Annotated in this window: 17 protein-coding genes; 9 read left to right on the top strand and 8 right to left on the bottom strand. The window is 70.1% G+C overall.

The features are described 5' to 3' along the window. Window positions 1-1425, bottom strand: a complete 1425-nt coding sequence (locus tag VJ976_RS03390; protein ID WP_324098700.1) for an FAD-linked oxidase C-terminal domain-containing protein — start codon at window positions 1423-1425, stop codon at window positions 1-3. A gap of 197 nt (window positions 1426-1622) precedes the next feature. On the opposite strand from VJ976_RS03390, the gene VJ976_RS03385 reads away from it, so the two are divergent. The 7 genes from VJ976_RS03385 to VJ976_RS03355 all read left to right on the top strand — a co-directional run bounded on the left by VJ976_RS03385 (window position 1623) and on the right by VJ976_RS03355 (window position 7712). Continuing rightward, entirely contained in the window at window positions 1623-2411 is a 789-nt protein-coding gene (locus VJ976_RS03385; RefSeq protein WP_324098699.1) for a 5-oxoprolinase subunit PxpA, read from the top strand. Further along, window positions 2408-3106 (top strand): allophanate hydrolase subunit 1, encoded by a 699-nt coding sequence (locus tag VJ976_RS03380; protein ID WP_324098698.1) that lies wholly within the window; start codon window positions 2408-2410, stop codon window positions 3104-3106. Before VJ976_RS03385 ends, VJ976_RS03380 begins: the two co-directional genes overlap by 4 nt. Next, the gene (locus VJ976_RS03375) at window positions 3103-3966 is read left to right on the top strand and encodes a biotin-dependent carboxyltransferase family protein (protein ID WP_324098697.1); all 864 of its coding nucleotides are present in this window, start codon (window positions 3103-3105) and stop codon (window positions 3964-3966) included. Before VJ976_RS03380 ends, VJ976_RS03375 begins: the two co-directional genes overlap by 4 nt. Then, the gene (locus VJ976_RS03370; protein WP_324098696.1) at window positions 3963-4799 is read left to right on the top strand and encodes a putative hydro-lyase; all 837 of its coding nucleotides are present in this window, start codon (window positions 3963-3965) and stop codon (window positions 4797-4799) included. The genes VJ976_RS03375 and VJ976_RS03370 overlap by 4 nt, the downstream gene beginning before the upstream one ends. Window positions 4800-4841: 42 nt before the next feature. Then, window positions 4842-5894, top strand: coding sequence for a homocysteine S-methyltransferase family protein (locus tag VJ976_RS03365; protein WP_324098695.1), 1053 nt, complete (start codon window positions 4842-4844; stop codon window positions 5892-5894). 72 nt (window positions 5895-5966) lie between these two features. Next, complete coding sequence (locus VJ976_RS03360; RefSeq protein WP_324098694.1) at window positions 5967-7208, top strand: threonine/serine ThrE exporter family protein; 1242 nt, start codon at window positions 5967-5969, stop codon at window positions 7206-7208. 9 nt (window positions 7209-7217) lie between these two features. Beyond that, a complete protein-coding gene (locus tag VJ976_RS03355) occupies window positions 7218-7712 on the top strand; it encodes a hypothetical protein (RefSeq protein ID WP_324098693.1) in 495 nt (164 codons plus the stop codon). Between the two features lie 3 nt (window positions 7713-7715). On the opposite strand, the gene VJ976_RS03350 is transcribed toward VJ976_RS03355, so the two are convergent. Next, window positions 7716-8819 (bottom strand): NAD(P)/FAD-dependent oxidoreductase, encoded by a 1104-nt coding sequence (locus VJ976_RS03350; RefSeq protein ID WP_324098692.1) that lies wholly within the window; start codon window positions 8817-8819, stop codon window positions 7716-7718. A 68-nt stretch (window positions 8820-8887) separates the two neighbouring features. On the opposite strand from VJ976_RS03350, the gene VJ976_RS03345 reads away from it, so the two are divergent. Continuing rightward, window positions 8888-9022: a hypothetical protein gene (locus VJ976_RS03345; protein ID WP_324098691.1), complete on the top strand. Its 135-nt coding sequence runs from the start codon at window positions 8888-8890 to the stop codon at window positions 9020-9022. A 6-nt stretch (window positions 9023-9028) separates the two neighbouring features. On the opposite strand, the gene VJ976_RS03340 is transcribed toward VJ976_RS03345, so the two are convergent. From VJ976_RS03340 to VJ976_RS03330, 3 genes are read right to left on the bottom strand one after another with little or no spacing between them, the layout of a single operon-like run. Further along, window positions 9029-10060: an ArsA family ATPase gene (locus tag VJ976_RS03340; protein ID WP_324098690.1), complete on the bottom strand. Its 1032-nt coding sequence runs from the start codon at window positions 10058-10060 to the stop codon at window positions 9029-9031. After that, entirely contained in the window at window positions 10051-10359 is a 309-nt protein-coding gene (locus VJ976_RS03335; protein WP_324098689.1) for a cory-CC-star protein, read from the bottom strand. The genes VJ976_RS03340 and VJ976_RS03335 overlap by 10 nt, the downstream gene beginning before the upstream one ends. Beyond that, the gene (locus tag VJ976_RS03330; protein WP_324098688.1) at window positions 10356-12083 is read right to left on the bottom strand and encodes a carbon starvation protein A; all 1728 of its coding nucleotides are present in this window, start codon (window positions 12081-12083) and stop codon (window positions 10356-10358) included. The genes VJ976_RS03335 and VJ976_RS03330 overlap by 4 nt, the downstream gene beginning before the upstream one ends. Before the next feature lie 124 nt (window positions 12084-12207). Here VJ976_RS03330 and VJ976_RS03325 point away from each other — a divergent pair, with 124 nt between their 5' ends. Next, the gene (locus VJ976_RS03325; protein WP_324098687.1) at window positions 12208-12879 is read left to right on the top strand and encodes an NUDIX hydrolase; all 672 of its coding nucleotides are present in this window, start codon (window positions 12208-12210) and stop codon (window positions 12877-12879) included. Between the two features lie 21 nt (window positions 12880-12900). Here VJ976_RS03325 and VJ976_RS03320 read toward each other — a convergent pair whose 3' ends face one another. The 3 genes from VJ976_RS03320 to VJ976_RS03310 all read right to left on the bottom strand — a co-directional run. After that, the gene (locus VJ976_RS03320; protein WP_324098686.1) at window positions 12901-13440 is read right to left on the bottom strand and encodes an SRPBCC domain-containing protein; all 540 of its coding nucleotides are present in this window, start codon (window positions 13438-13440) and stop codon (window positions 12901-12903) included. Further along, complete coding sequence (locus tag VJ976_RS03315; RefSeq protein WP_324098685.1) at window positions 13437-13763, bottom strand: metalloregulator ArsR/SmtB family transcription factor; 327 nt, start codon at window positions 13761-13763, stop codon at window positions 13437-13439. The genes VJ976_RS03320 and VJ976_RS03315 overlap by 4 nt, the downstream gene beginning before the upstream one ends. A gap of 84 nt (window positions 13764-13847) precedes the next feature. After that, a partial coding sequence (locus VJ976_RS03310; RefSeq protein ID WP_324098684.1) for a glycine betaine ABC transporter substrate-binding protein occupies window positions 13848-14722 on the bottom strand: 875 nt, incomplete at its 5' end.

The raw sequence follows: 14722 nt of genomic DNA, 5'->3' as shown, positions 1-14722 counted from the left end.
TCACACCCTCTCGATGACGCCGGCGGTCTCCAGCGCGTGGGGTCGGTACGGGCCCGGCTTCTCACCGCACAGCCGAGGGGTCGGGAAGATCTTGCCGGGGTTGCTGATGCCGTCGGGGTCGAGGGCGGTGCGGACGCGGAGCATGACGCGAAGGTCCTCCTCGGAGAACATGCTCGGCATCGAGCACGCCTTGTCGGTGCCGACGCCGTGCTCCCCGGTGATCGAGCCTCCCATCTCGACGCAGAGCTCCGCGATCGCGGTGGACAGCTGCTCACCTCGTTCGGCCTCGCCGGGGGCCGCGGCGCTGTAGAGCACCAACGGGTGCAGGTTCCCGTCGCCGGCGTGGAAGACGTTGGCCACACGCAGCCCCGCATCGTCGGCCATCTGCTGCATCCGACGCAGCATCTCGCCCAGACGGGTCCGGGGAACCACCCCGTCCTGGACGAAGTAGTCCGGGCTGATCCGGCCCATCGCCGCGAAGGCCGCCTTGCGTCCTGCCCAGACCCGGGCCCGCTCGTGCGGGGTGTCGGCCAGTCGCACGTGCGTGGCGCCGGCCTCCCGGCACCGGCGCTGCACCTGGGTGTAGCCGTCCTCACAGTCCGCTTCGGGGCCGTCCAGCTCGACCAGGAGAGCTGCGGCGGCATCGGTGGAGAAGCCGGCACCCACTGCTGCCTCGCAGGCTTGGATGGACAGGGCGTCGAGCATCTCGGCCGCGGCCGGGACGATGCCGGCGGCGATGATGGCGCTGACCGCCTCCCCGGCTTTGTCGGCGCTGTCGAAGTCGGCGACGAGCGTCCGCACGGCCTCAGGGGTGCGCAGCAACCGGACGGTGACGGCGGTGGCGATCGCCAACGTGCCCTCGGAACCGATGATCACGCCCCGCAGGTCAGGGCCCACCCCCTCGGCGAAGCCCCCGCCCACCTCGACGACCGAGCCGTCGGGCAGGACCACGGTCATGGCGTAGACGTGCTGGGTGGTGAAGCCGTACTTCAGGCAGTGGGCTCCGCCCGAGTTCTCGGCGATGTTGCCGCCGATCGTGCATACGCTCTGGCTAGAGGGGTCGGGAGCGAAGTAGAGCCGGTGCTGGGCCACAACCTTGCTGATCTCGGCGTTGGTCACCCCTGGCTGGACCGTCATGCGCTGGTTCGCCACGTCCACCTCCAGCACCGCGCGCATCCTCGCCAGGCAGATCACGATCCCGTCGGCCACCGGCAAGGCCCCTCCGGACAAGCCGGTGCCCGCTCCCCTGGCCACGTACGGCACCCCCTGGCCGGCACAGAGCCGGACGGCAAGCGCCACCTCCTCGGTGCTCTCGGGCAACACCACCAGGGCTGGCACCACCCGGTATCCGGTGAGACCGTCGCACTCGTAGGTGCGCAGGCTGGTCTTGTCGTCGATCACCTGGTCGGGCCGGAGCCTGTCCACCAGACTCGCTATGACACGAGCCAGTCGGGAGCCTGGCTCAGGCCTCGCCGACGGAGGGGCCCGGCGAGGCGACCGGACGGCGTCGGCCGACCGGCCCCGTGGTCTCACGCTGACCTTCGCAGGACCATGAGGAAGGTTATCGCACCAGGCCTACCTCTCCAGGTGAAGTGCCGAGCCGCCAGTGCCAGACTGGCGCGGTGAACAGCGCTGCAGCCGTCGACCTGAACGCCGACCTCGGAGAGTCCTTCGGAACCTGGCGACTGGGCGACGACGAGGCGATGCTCGACGTCATCTCCAGCGCCAACGTGGCGTGCGGCTTTCACGCCGGCGACGCCCTGACCTTGCAACGCACCTGTGCCGCGGCCGCGGACCGGGGGGTGGTCGTGGGCGCGCAGGTGAGCTACCGCGACCTGGCGGGCTTCGGTCGGCGCTACATCGCGATGGACCCGACCGAGCTGCGAGCCGACATCCTGTACCAGCTGGGCGCGCTGGAGGGCATGTGCCGGGTGGCGGACACCCGGGTGCGATACGTGAAGCCTCATGGAGCGCTCTACCACGCGGTCTACGAGGACGAGGACCAGGCACGGGCGCTGGTGGACGCCGTGGTGACCTACGACGCCGACCTGCCCATCCTGGGGCTGCCCGGTGCGGTCTCACTGCGGCTTGCCGAGCAGGCCGGCCTGCGGGTCATCACCGAGGCGTTCGCGGATCGCGGGTACACCTCCCAGGGGCGGCTCGTGCCGCGGGGCCAGGACGGCGCGCTGCTTCACGACCCGCAGGAGGTGGCTGAGCGGATGGTGCGTCTGGCCACCGAGGGAGTGGTCACCGACGTCGAAGGCGGGGAGGTCGAGGTGCGGGCGCAGTCCATCTGCACTCACGGCGACTCCCCCGGCGCGGTGGAGATGGCGCGGGCCGTCTCACGCGCCCTGAGCGAGGCGGGGGTCGCCGTGAGCTCGTTCGTCCCCTTCGTGGAGGAAGATCGGTGATCTCGACCCAGGTGCTTCCCATGGGCGAGGAGGCGATCCTGCTCGAGCTCGACGACCTCGCAGGGGTGATCGCGTTGGCGGCCGCCATCCAGGACCAGGTGGACGCAGGTGAGCCCGGCTGGAGCCAGGTGAGCGACGTGGTGCCCGCGGCGCGGACGATTCTGCTGCGGACCGGAACCGCCCCCAGCCAGGACGGCCCGCCGTCCGGGGACGTCGACCTGGTCGCCCTGGGCCAGGCGGCGCAGGCTCTGGCCGCCGAGATTCCGGAGCCGCGGTCGGCTGCACAGGCGGCCGGTGAGGGCGCAGAGGAGGTCGTGACGATCGAGGTCATCTACGACGGAGAGGACCTGGCCGACATCGCCGAGGCCACCGGCCTGTCGGAGGCCGAGGTCGTCGCCGCACACACCGAGACCGTCTGGAGCGTGGCCTTCTTCGGGTTCGCTCCCGGGTTCGCCTACCTGGTCGGCAACCAGGAGGCGCTGCAGGTACCCCGGCGTTCCGAGCCGCGCACCTCGGTGCCCCCCGGCTCGGTCGGCCTGGCCGGGGAGTTCAGCGCGGTGTATCCGCGCGAGTCCCCCGGGGGGTGGCAGCTGCTCGGCCGCACCGAGGAGATCATGTGGGACCCCACCGCCGACCCCCCTTCCCGCCTTCACCAGGGCAGTCGGGTCCGCTTCGTCGCCAAGGAGCAGCGGTGAGCGGCCTGGAGGTCGTGCAGGCGGGCCCGCAGTCTCTGCTGCAGGACCACGGCCGGTTCGGCTACTCCGCTCTCGGGGTGGGCCGCTGCGGCGCGTCGGACGTCACGGCCTACGAGCTGGGTTCGCGCCTGGTGGCGCACGGACCGGGCCGGGCGGCCCTCGAGGTGACGATGGGCGGCTTCGTCGCTCGCGTCCACGGCTCGCTCACCCTGGCCCTGACCGGGGCCGACGCTGCCGCCTCGCTGGACGGTCAGGCCGTGCCCCATGCCGCCCCGCTGGACCTGCACGACGGGCAGGAGCTGCGGCTCGGTGTGCCGTCCGCGGGCCTGCGCACCTACCTCTCGGTGCGCGGTGGCTTCGACGTGGAGCCCGAGCTCGGCTCGCGTTCGAGCGACACCCTGTCCGGGCTCGGGCCGGCCCCCGTCCACGACGGTGACCTGCTGGGGGTGGCCGACTACGACGGCCCGTTCCCCAACGTCGATGTCGCGCCGGTGCCGGTGCCGACGACCGGGCGCCTCGACGTGGAGGTGACTCCAGGGCCGCGCGCCGACTGGTTCGACGCCGCAGACGCCCTGCGGGAACGGGTGTGGACCGTCTCCGAGCGCAGCAACCGGATCGGGGTGCGACTGGAAGGGCAGGCTCTGAAGCGGGTGGAAGGACGGGTCGACGACGAGCTCCCCAGCGAAGGGATGGTGCGCGGCTGCGTACAGGTGCCTTCCGGTGGGCAGCCGGTGATCTTCGGCAACGACCACCCGGTGACCGGCGGCTACCCCGTGGTCGCGGTGGTCACTGCTCGCGACATGGATCGCGTTGCTCAGCTGACCCCGGGCCAGGAGGTCATGCTCAGGTGGAGGTCATGAGCACGACCGACGGTGCGCAGGCCGACCCCGACGAGGACGTCGCCACCCTCAGCCCGGCCGCGGCCCGCGCACGGTTCGCCGGCGGCCGGGCGACTGCGACATCCGGGTGGTGCCAGGGCTACGCGCAGGCCAACGTCATCGCCCTGCCCCGCGAGCTGGCCTTCGACATGATGGTCTTCGCTCAGCGCAACCCGAAGCCGTGCCCCGTCCTGGAGGTGATCGACGCCGGGCAGGTGCGGGCCGACCCCGGTGGGGCGGTGTTCTCCGCGCCCGGCAGCGACATCCGAACGGACCTGCCGCGCTACCGGGTCTACCGCAGGGGCACGCTGGCCGAGGAGGTGGACGATGCCCGCCCGGTATGGCGAGAGGACCTGGTGACCTTCGTCATCGGATGCTCGTTCACCTTCGAGCACCCCCTGCTGGCCGCCGGCATCCCACTGCGCCACCTCGATGCGGGACGCAACGTGCCGATGTACCGGACCGCTCTGCGATGCCGGTCGGCCGGTCGCCTGGCCGGACCCCTGGTGGTGTCGATGCGGGGCATCCCGGCCGACCGGGTGGCGGATGCGGTGCGCATCTCGAGCCGCTACCCCGCGGTGCACGGTGCGCCGGTGCACGTGGGTGACCCTGCCGCACTGGGCATCGAGTCGTGGGACGAGCCCGACTACGGTGACGCGCCGGCCCTACAGCCTGGCGATGTGCCGGTGTTCTGGGCGTGTGGCGTGACCCCGCAGGCTATGGTCCTAGAGTCGTGTCCGGAAGTGGCGATCACCCATTCCCCCGGGCACATGCTCGTCACCGACGCGCGGGACGCCGACTATCTCGTCCCGTGACGCCGAGCGTGGCGGCCACCGAGACTTCCGAAGGAGACAGACATGAGCACGAACGGGCAGTCCCTCACCAGCAGGCTCGACGCCGGCCCGGTGATCTGCGCGGAGGGCTTCCTCTTCGAGCTGGAGCGACGTGGCTACCTGAGCGCTGGCGAGTTCGTCCCCGAGGTGGCCCTGGAGTTCCCTGAGGCTCTGCGGGCGCTGCACCTGGACTTCCAGCGCGCGGGCTGCGATGTCGTCGAGGCGTTCACCTACAACGGTCACCGCGAGAAGATGCGCGTCATCGGCAAGGAGGAGCTGCTGGAGCCGCTGAACCGCGCGGCCCTGCAGATCGCTCGCGAGGTGGCCGACCGCAAGCCCGGCAACCTCGTGGCCGGCAACATCTCCAACAGCAACGTCTGGGACCCCAGCGACCCCGCCCGGCAGGACGAGGTGCGGGCCATGTTCACCGAGATGGTGGGCTGGGCGGTGGAGGAAGGTGCGGACCTCATCATCGGGGAGACGTTCTACTACGCCGAGGAAGCGCTGGCGGCGTTGGAGGTGGCCAAGAGCAGCGGGCTGCCGGTCGTGATCACGGTGGCTCCGATGGCGTCCAACGAGATGATGGACGGAGTCGGCGTGGTCGAGACCTGCCAGCGCCTCGAGCAGGGCGGCGCGGACGTCGTCGGCATGAACTGCTTCCGCGGTCCGGCGACGATGCTGCCCTACCTGAGCCAGATCCGCGCCGCCGTGCAGTGTCACGTGGCCGCACTGCCGATTCCCTACCGCACCAGCGAGGACGAGCCGACCTTCTTCAGCCTCACCGACCCGCGCGCCAGCGTCCCCTCGCCGCATGGGCGACCCTTCCCGACCGCCTTGGACCCGCTGCTGGCCAACCGGTACGAGATCGGCGCCTTCGCGAAGGAGGCCTACGCCGCGGGCGTGCACTATCTCGGCATCTGCTGCGGCGCCTCACCCATGCTCATCCGGGAGGTCGCTGAGGCGGTCGGCCTGACCACCGAGGCGAGCCGCTTCTCCGAGCACATGGAGAACCACTTCCTCTACGGCTCCAACGAGCGGCTGCCCGAGCACATCGTGGCGCTCGGCGAGCGCGCCTGAGCCCGCGCGGCCAGGTCCGTCGCCGCCTCGCTCGTCCCGTCGCTCGAGCACTGCCTTTGCCAGACTGAGCCGGTGCAGCGCGTGGAGTCGACAGCGGACGACAATGCCGTGCGCGCGCTGATTGCGAGCCTCGGATCGGCCATGGTGGGCACGGGCCAGCCCGTGCACGAGATCGAGCAGGAGCTCGGCGAAGTCGCCCGCCGGTGGGGATACCCGGACCTTCAGGTGGGCGCTGCCCCGACCAGCCTGACGTTCTCCCTGTCCCGCGGGGGGCCCTCGACGTTCCAACGGGTCGAGGGGGGCCTGAGCCTGGAGAAGGCCGTGGATGTGCGACGCATCCGCCACCAGGTGGCTTTCGGGGTGCTGGACATCCACCAGGCGCTGGAGGAGCTCGAGAGTCTGCGCGTCCGGCAGGCCCGCTACCCCGGTTGGCTGACCCAGCCCGCCTACGTGGTGGTGGCGGTGGGCATCGGCCTCATCCTGCAGCCGGGATGGGCCAACCTGGCTGCCGTCGGGGGTTGTGCCGTGGTGGTCGCCTTCCTCCTGGCGGCTTCCCGGCGTTTCCGCACGCTGGGCACGCTGCTGCCCACCGTCGCCGCCTTCGTGGTCACGGTGATCGTCTTCGCTCTGGCCGATGCCGGGCTCGTCGAGGGCCCCCTGAGGACTGTCCTGCCACCGTTGGCCGCGCTGCTGCCGGGCGCACTCATCGTGACCGGAATGTCCGAGCTCGCGGCAGGGCACATGCAGGCCGGCGCCTCGAGGCTGGTCTACGGCATCGTGGAGCTCGCCCTCTTCGCACTGGGCCTCCTCGCCGCGACGACAGTGCTGCGAGTGCCGGACGAGCAGCTGGTGAACGTCAGGGTGGATGCCCTCGGGTGGGTCGCTGCGCCGGTAGGGCTGCTGTTGATCACCGTGGGAATCAGCCTGATGGAGCACGTGCCGGCCCCGACCGCACCGTGGGTGCTGGTGGTGCTGGTGCTCGCCTTCGCGGCCCAGTCCGCGGGGCATCTTCTCGGCTCAGCCGCGTTGGGAGGCTTCTTCGGAGCGGTGGCCGCCAGCCTCGGCGCCACGGCCGTGGAGCTGTTCCGCCCCCGGCTCGCCCGCCTGGTGCTCTTCCTTCCGGCTTTCTGGTTGTTGGTGCCGGGGAGCCTGGGCCTGCTGGGGGTCACCCAGCTGGTTGCCGAGCGGCCCGACGTCCTTGCCGCGGGCGTCGACGTGGTCGGCGTGGTGGTGGCGATCGCCCTCGGACTACTCGTGGGATCGGCCATCGGCGCGGCGCTGCGCCGCCGCGTTCGACCGGCCGACGTCGCATAGGCTCGCGTGATGGCTCTGTTCCGCCGTAAGAGGCCCGACCCGAGCACTGCGGACCCTCGCGAGCCGAACGTGGCACCGACCGCCGAGCTGGACGAGCACGGGCTGCCCACCACGCCGGTCCAGCCGCTGCGCCAACAAGAACACGGCCACCTGGCCAAGCACTTGAACACCTTGGTGGCGGAGGGGATCGACATCGACGACCTCGGCTCGTTGAGCGCAGGCCTCGACGCGGCGTACGCGCAGTGGTCGAGCCGGCGCCAGGAGGACCACAGTCAGATCGTGCAGCGGTACGCGGTCGGGATCGGCGAGCATCTGAACCGCAACACCGACCTTCGCTGGGCGCTGGTCACCGACCTGTTCGGCACCGATCTGGGGCTGGTCGAGGGGCCACAGGCGACGTTCATGGTCGTCCCGGAGAACCTGGTTGCCGCCCGGTGGATGCGTGGCGAGACCGGCTGGATTCCGGGTGTTGTCGGGCACCTCGTGACACGCGCCAACCGGTGAGGCTCAGCGGAGCCGGCGCAGCCACCGGCCGTCGATGTGCCGCTTGAGCCGGAGCGAGAGGCGCCCCAGCCACCACAGGTTGCCGCGCACGGCGAGCCCCACGTCGGCGCCGAGGTCGAGCACCTGCAGCGACGTGGGTTGCGGTGTGTACTGGGGAAGCGGTTCGCCCGCCGCCCGGGCGAGCAGACTCCTCAGCAGCACGGGGCCCTGCCGCACGCCGTAGACCCCCAGCTTGGGCAGAGCGCGCGGCATGAAGTCCGCGCAGTCCCCGGTGGCGTAGACGTCCGTCCGGTCACGGTGCTGCAGCGTGCCCCGGACGGGAACGCCGGCATTCGCGGATTCCGGGTCGCTCAGCCCGAGGTCAGCGAGCCAGGCCGGCGCGACGAGCCCGGTCGCGAGCACGGCCACGTCGTGTCGGTGCTCACTTCCGTCTCGCATGGCCAACCGGAAGCTCTCGACCCGACCCACCTCGACACCGGTGCGCACCGCGACCCCCCGCCCTCTCAGCAGGGCGACCACCGCGGCGTGGGCGCCGTGCGGAAGCCCGGCCCGGGTCCGCGGGTCCGCCTCCACGAGGAGGACCTCCGCGTCGCCTCGCGCGGACAGGTGGCCCGCCAGCTCCAAGCCCGACGGACCCGCCCCCACCACGCTCACGCGGGCGGGTCTGCTGTCGACCGCGGCGTCCTCGATCCGTCGACCCAGGCCGGCCAGCTCGGTCAGGGGCTTGACGCGCACGGTGCCGTCGGCCACGTCCAGCCCCGACTCCCCGGCAACGCTGCCCACGTTCAGCGACAGCACGTCCCAGGTGATCGTGCTGCCGTCACTGGCCGTGGCCCGTCGCGCGGCCAGGTCGAGCCCGACGAGGCGGGCGGGGTGATGGCGCACCTGCCCGGACGCCACGAGCGCCGCAATGTCGACCGCGCCGGCGTCGGCGGGTAGGGCGCCCGTGGCGCTGGCGGAGGCCACCCCGCTGTAGCGGAACTCCGATGGCGCAAGCAGGTGCACCTCGTAGCCGGCGTGCGCGAGCCGCTCGGCCTGGACGAGCAGGTGCAGATGCGCGTGACCGGCTCCGACGAGGAGCAGGACCGGGGCGCGAGAGCGGGACACCTCCGTGGCAACCCGCCACAGGCCGTACTCTGTTCCCCGGGACGGGACGACACCGGGAGTACACGATCGTGAGCTGGACAGATGACCTCGCCGAGGAGCAGTGGCGCCGGCGTCGCGCCCACCGGCAGCGGATGGTGGCGATCGTCGTGATCATGGCGATGGCGCTACCGGGCGGTCTCGCGCTGCTCGCCCTGCTCGGCTGAGCCTTCTCAGAGCAGGTCGCCGAGCCGGCGCAGGCTCGCCACGCCGTGGACATCGTCGGCGAGCAGCGGAACCTGGGTGAGGGGAAGCCGCGGCAGGGCGGCGGTCAGGGTGCTCAAGTGCTCCTCCTCCTGGGCTCGACGCCGATCCAGCAGCTCGCCCTGACCGCGGGGCGAGCGCTTGTTCACCACCAGACCGTCCACGCTCGCCCCAAGGCGCCTGAGGTGCTCGTGCAGCTCGACGGTCTCCTGCACGGGCAGCCGCTCGGCGGCCAGCACCACCACGAAGGCCGAGCGGCTCGGGTCGGTGACCAGGGAACGCAGGTGGGTGAAGCGGGCCTGTCGGCGAAGCAGGATGTCGCGGATCTCCGCGTCCCGGGCCTGCCGGTCCTCCTGCTCGGGCGATCCGCTCGGCCGTCCCCGGGCGCCGCGACGACCTCGACGAGGCACGAGCTCGGCACCCGGGTCGGCGTCGGTGTGCCCGCGGTCGAGGTTGGACATGGCTTCGGCGAAGCGGGCCGAGCGTTGCTGGCGACCTAGCAGCCCGGAGGTCCACGCGGTCACCACCTGTGGAAGGCCCAGCAGTCGGACGGTGTGCCCCGAGGGCGCCGTGTCGACGACGACGCGGTCATAGGCCTGCCGTGCCCCCTCCAGGACGTCGGCTAGCCGCTCCAGCACCGCCGCCTCGGCCGCCCCCGGAGCCTCGCGGGCCAGTGTGAGGTGCTTGGTGACCTCCGCGCCGAGGTGCTCGGGCATGAGGCGGCGCATGGTGCGCTCAGCGGCGTCGAGGTGGATGTCCATCGTGCGTTCGGGATCCAGCTCGCAGGCATCGAGGCCGGGTACGACCTCGGTGAAGCCGTCGCCCACCGGCATCCCGAAGAGGTGACCGAGACTGTGAGCGGGATCGGTGGAGACCAGGAGCACACGCCTGCCGTGCTCCGCGCTGGACAGGGCCAGAGCCCCCGCCACGGACGTCTTGCCCACCCCACCCTTGCCGCCGACGAAGACGACCTCGCGACCACCGATGAGCTCTAGCAGCACGAGATGCGGTCCAGCGGTGAGCGGTGCAGGCCGATGCGCCGGTGCCAGGCGTGGAACCGGTCGTAGACCACGGGCATCAGCTCCACGGCGTAGAAGCTCATGGGGTTGGGGACGCCCAAGGACTCGCTGAGCACCAGCATGAGGACAACGTCTTCTTCATCCTGCTGGGCGCGAGCGAAGGTATGCCGGTAGCGGCCGGCGAAGACCTCGTGCAGCCACGCCCGCACCCCCGGGAAGGGCGCGGCAGCGTTCGCCGCCCCAGCCCCGGGTGGGACCCAGCCCTCGGGCTCCCGCGTCACGAGGCGGTGCCGGAGGATTCCGTCCCCGCCGACGAGCGCTCACGCTGGATCTCGGTGGCCCAGTCGTGGTCGGGGCCGTCGGACTTGGCGCTGCGCATGGCACTGACCGACTCCACGATCACCCAGATGGCGGCGACCAGGATGACGAGGTCCAGCCCGAACAGCAGCCAGTTCTCGTCACTGAAGAAGGTGCCGAGCTGTACGAAGAGGGCGTAGACGGTCATCGCGAGGAGGAACACCAGCGGCACCATGACGACCAGCGCGTTCCGGCCTCGGCGCAACAACATGATCGCCACGATCGACAAGGTAAGCCCGGCCATGAGCTGGTTGGTGGTGCCGAACAGCGGCCAGATCAGCATCCCTCCGGACCCGTCTGCACCGGCTCCGAACGTCAGACCCAGCGCGACGGCCAGTGCAATGACGGTGGCAAGCCCCTTGCCCAGGGTCAGGCCCATGACCTCACCGATCTCCTGCACCACGAACCGCTGCAGGCGCACCCCGGTGTCCATGGTGGTGGCGGCGAAGAGAATGGCCGTGGTCGCCAGGATGGTGGCGCTGAGAGTCTCGGGCAGGCCCAGGCCCTCCTGCACGATGGCTCCGCCTCCGCTGACGAAGGCACCCACGCTCCCGGCGCCGAACTCGTTGTAGGTCTCCCGCCACGCACTGACGGTGGCGAACCCCGCCGTGGTGGCCACGATGGCCCCCAACGCCAACAGTCCCTCGCCCACGGCCCCGAAGTAGCCGACGAACCTCGCGTCGGTCTCCTTGTCCAGCTGTTTCGAGCTCGTGCCCGAGGACACCATGCCGTGGAAGCCAGAGATGGCACCGCACGCGATGGTGACGAACAACAGCGGGATCATGCCCGGAGTTCCCTCGGGCACCGCGGAGTTGACCGCCGGAGCCACGATGTCCGGCGCGGCGATGATGACCGAGGCGTAGATGAGGCCCAAGGCCAGGAAGAGCTGTAGCCCGTTGATGTAGTCGCGCGGCTGCAGCAGCACCCATACTGGCAGCACCGAGGCGACGCCGGCGTAGACGAACAGGATGACGATCCACGCCGAGGCTGCGGGCAGACCGAGAACGGTCTCCGGGAGCGACACGGGCACCTGGTCCCCGAGCAGGATCAGGGCGTACAGGGCGACCACCCCGACCACAGAGACCACAGGCAGGCTGGCCCACCCGCGGTAGAGCGCTTGGCCGATGACCAGGGCCACCGCGATCGCCCCCCAGGTCGGGATCACGGCGGACGGTGTCGAGACCAGCAGACCGGAGATGACCACCGCGAACGCCGCGTTGACCATCAACAGCAACAGGAAGATGACGACCAGGAAGAGGTTGCTCCCCCGCGCGCCGATGTAACGCCCGGACAACGCACCCATCGAGCGCCCCCTGTTGCGGCTGGAGGCCCACAACGCACCCATGTCGTGCGCTCCGGCGAAGAAGACGGTGCCGAGGGTGACCCACAGGAAGGCCGGCAGCCAGCCCCAGATCACCGCGATCGCCGGGCCGACGATGGGCGCGGCACCAGCGACGCTGGTGAAGTGGTGACCCCACAGGATGTACTTGTTGGTCGGCACGTAGTCGACGCCGTCGTTCAGCGCGTGAGCGGGGGTGACCGCAGCCGACTCCAGGACGTAGACCTTGTTGGCCAGGTATCTCGAGTACAGCAGATAACCCGTCAGAATCATGGCGATCCCGATGAGGGCCAAGACGATCGAGCTCATAGTCGGCTCCTGAGAGATGAAGCAACACCGTTGTCACTACCTCTCCTACGGTATGCCAACGGCCGGCGCGGCAATAGTCTCCGTTTCGGTGTCATAGTGACGAAAAGCGGCCTACGCTGATCGCATGGGCCCCTCCGCCTTCGCCGTGACCGTGGACCTCGTCGTGCTGACGATCCACGACCGGGCGCTGCGCTGCCTGCTGGTACAGCGTGGCTCGGAGCCGTTCCAGGGCCAGTGGGCGCTGCCCGGAGGTTTCGTCGAGACCGACGAAGACCTCGTCGACGCGGCCCACCGCGAGCTGGCCGAGGAGACCGCCATCGGTGAGGGGCTGCATCTGGAGCAGCTCGGCAGCTACGGAACCCCGGGCAGGGACCCGCGCGGGCCCACCGTGACGGTGGCCTTCCTCGGTCTTGCCGCGTCTCTCGGCGACCCTGTGGCCGGTAGTGACGCCGCCGGTGCGTCCTGGCGCTCGGTGAGCGACGTGGACCGGGGACAGCTGGCGTTCGACCACGCTCGCATCGTGGCCGACGGGATCGACCGGGCCCGGTCCAAGCTGGAGTACACCTCGCTGGGTGCCACCCTGTGCCCCCCGGAGTTCACGGTGGCGCAGCTGAGGGCGGTCTACGAGGCGGTGTGGGGCCGGCCGGTGGACCCTCGCAACTTCCACCGCAAGGTGACTCAGGCTCCGGGGTTCCTGCGCCCTACCGGCCGCACCACCACCGACGGAGGGCGACCTGCTCAGCTGTACCGTCGCGGCGAGTCAGCGAGGCTGAACCCTCCGATCACTCGGGCCTGAGCGGGGGGCGCTGGATTCGCCTCAGGCCCCCGCACCCGACATCACGCGGTGGGTCTCCAGCAGCGTCTTGAGGCTCGAGAGCACCCAGGGCCAGCCGCCCCCACCCGCCCCGGCGTCCCCGCCACCTCGCACATCTTGGGCGGTGTTCGGTGCACCGGTGCAGTCGTGGGTCAGGGTCAGGCAGCACGCGTTGCCGGGGTACTCAGTGATCTCGTAGGTCAACGTCGTCTCCGGTTCGTCGTGCCAGACCGCCGACCACGTCTGGACCAGACGGCGCGGGGGGTCGACCTCGAGGATGGTGCCGGTGGCGGCGACGTCGCCCATACCCATCTCCTTCATCTCCGCCGTGGTGAGGTCCCGCATCGCCCCGCCAGGGGTGAGGTCCATCTCGATGTCACCTCCGTAGCCGAACCGGTTGGTGAACTCCGAGCTGGTGATGGCCTCCCAGATCTTCTCGGCCGGGGCGTCGATATAGATGGCGAACATCTGGACCGCCGGGGCGCGATCCGGTGAGTCCTGCGCGGCATCCGGCCGGTTGTGGTCTTCGTTCATCGTGGTCATGGCTCCTCCTCGAGCTGACGTTTCAGGTCAGTCAGCGCACTGCTCTGGCGCTGGGTGTACTTACCGATCCAACGGTCGTGGATCAGCTGGATGGGGACCGGGTTGAGGTAGTGCAGCTTCTCCCGGCCCTGCTTGCGGGTGAGCACGAGACCGGCTGCCTCCAGCTGGCGCAGGTGCTTGGACACCCCGAAGCGGGTCATCTCGGTGTTCTCGGCGACCACCGCTTCCAGATCGCCCAGACTGCGGCCCTCGCGGGCGAACAGGGCATCCAGGAGCAGCCGCCGCGTGGGGTCGGCCAGCGCCTTGAACACCTCGTCCTGCATGCGTTGAGATTAGGTGACTAATTAGTCACATGTCAACGATCGACCTTGCGGCGGACGTCAGTGCGTGGTGCGTGGGCCCCGCCGCTACTCCGAGAGCAAGCCTTCCGAGATCAGCCATTCCTTGGCGACCACGGCGGGGTCCTTGCCGTCGACGTCCACCTTGGCGTTGAGCTCCAGCATGACGTCGTTGGTGATCTTGGGGTTGATCTGACCGAAGATCTCCTTCAGCTCGGGCTGTTCCTCGAGCAGCTCGGTCTGGATGACCGGCGTGACGTTGTAGAGCGGGAAGAAGCCCCGGTCGTCCTCGAGCACCCGCAGGTCGAGGGCCAGGATCCGTCCATCGGTGGTGAAGACCTCACCGAAGTTGCACTTGTTCCCATCCGCGGTCGCCTGGTAGACGACGCCGGTGTCCAGGATGGTCGTGTTGGCCAGCTCGGACTTGCTCAGGTCGTACGCCTTGAGCATGTTCGGGAACCCGTCGTTGCGGCTGGCGAACTCGCTCTCCACGCAGAACGTCAGCTCGCTCTTGTCCAGGCTCGTGAGCTGCGAGAGCTTGGTGATGCCCAGCTCCTCCGCCTTCTCCTCGCGGATGGCGAAGGCGTAGGTGTTGTTCATCGGTGCCGGGGGCAGCCAGGTCAGACCGTTCTCTTTGTCCTCCTCGCGCACCGCCTCGAACTGGGCCTGCTCACCCTTGATCGGCTTCTCGTGGCCGAGGTAGCTCAACCAGCCCGTGCCGGTGTACTCATACGACATGTCGACGTTGCCGTTGAGCAGCGCCTCGCGCACCCCGTTGCTGCCGGGGGTGTTGCTCTGGTTGGTCACGTCGGCACCGGCGGTGCTGAGCACGGTGGCCATGAGGTTGCCCAGGATGAGCTGCTCGGTGAAGTTCTTCCCCGCCACGGTGATCGGGACTCCCTCCAGGGAGCTGTACTCCTTGATGGAACCTGGTTCGGCTTCCA

The organism is Ornithinimicrobium sp., assembly GCF_035267225.1.
Classification (GTDB): Bacteria; Actinomycetota; Actinomycetes; order Actinomycetales; family Dermatophilaceae; genus Ornithinicoccus.
Note: the sequence above shows the minus strand (reverse complement) of the source record. Positions and strands in the feature narration are given on the sequence as shown.

Bases quoted from the DNA above. Each gene is read 5' to 3' on its own strand.
- VJ976_RS03330 (WP_324098688.1), bottom strand. From the start codon at position 12,083: ATGAGCTCGATCGTCTTGGCCCTCATCGGGATCGCCATGATTCTGACG.
- VJ976_RS03365 (WP_324098695.1), top strand. From the start codon at position 4,842: ATGAGCACGAACGGGCAGTCCCTCACCAGCAGGCTCGACGCCGGCCCG.
- VJ976_RS03315 (WP_324098685.1), bottom strand. From the start codon at position 13,763: ATGCAGGACGAGGTGTTCAAGGCGCTGGCCGACCCCACGCGGCGGCTG.
- VJ976_RS03370 (WP_324098696.1), top strand. From the start codon at position 3,963: ATGAGCACGACCGACGGTGCGCAGGCCGACCCCGACGAGGACGTCGCC.
- VJ976_RS03355 (WP_324098693.1), top strand. From the start codon at position 7,218: ATGGCTCTGTTCCGCCGTAAGAGGCCCGACCCGAGCACTGCGGACCCT.
- VJ976_RS03325 (WP_324098687.1), top strand. From the start codon at position 12,208: ATGGGCCCCTCCGCCTTCGCCGTGACCGTGGACCTCGTCGTGCTGACG.
- VJ976_RS03320 (WP_324098686.1), bottom strand. From the start codon at position 13,440: ATGACCACGATGAACGAAGACCACAACCGGCCGGATGCCGCGCAGGAC.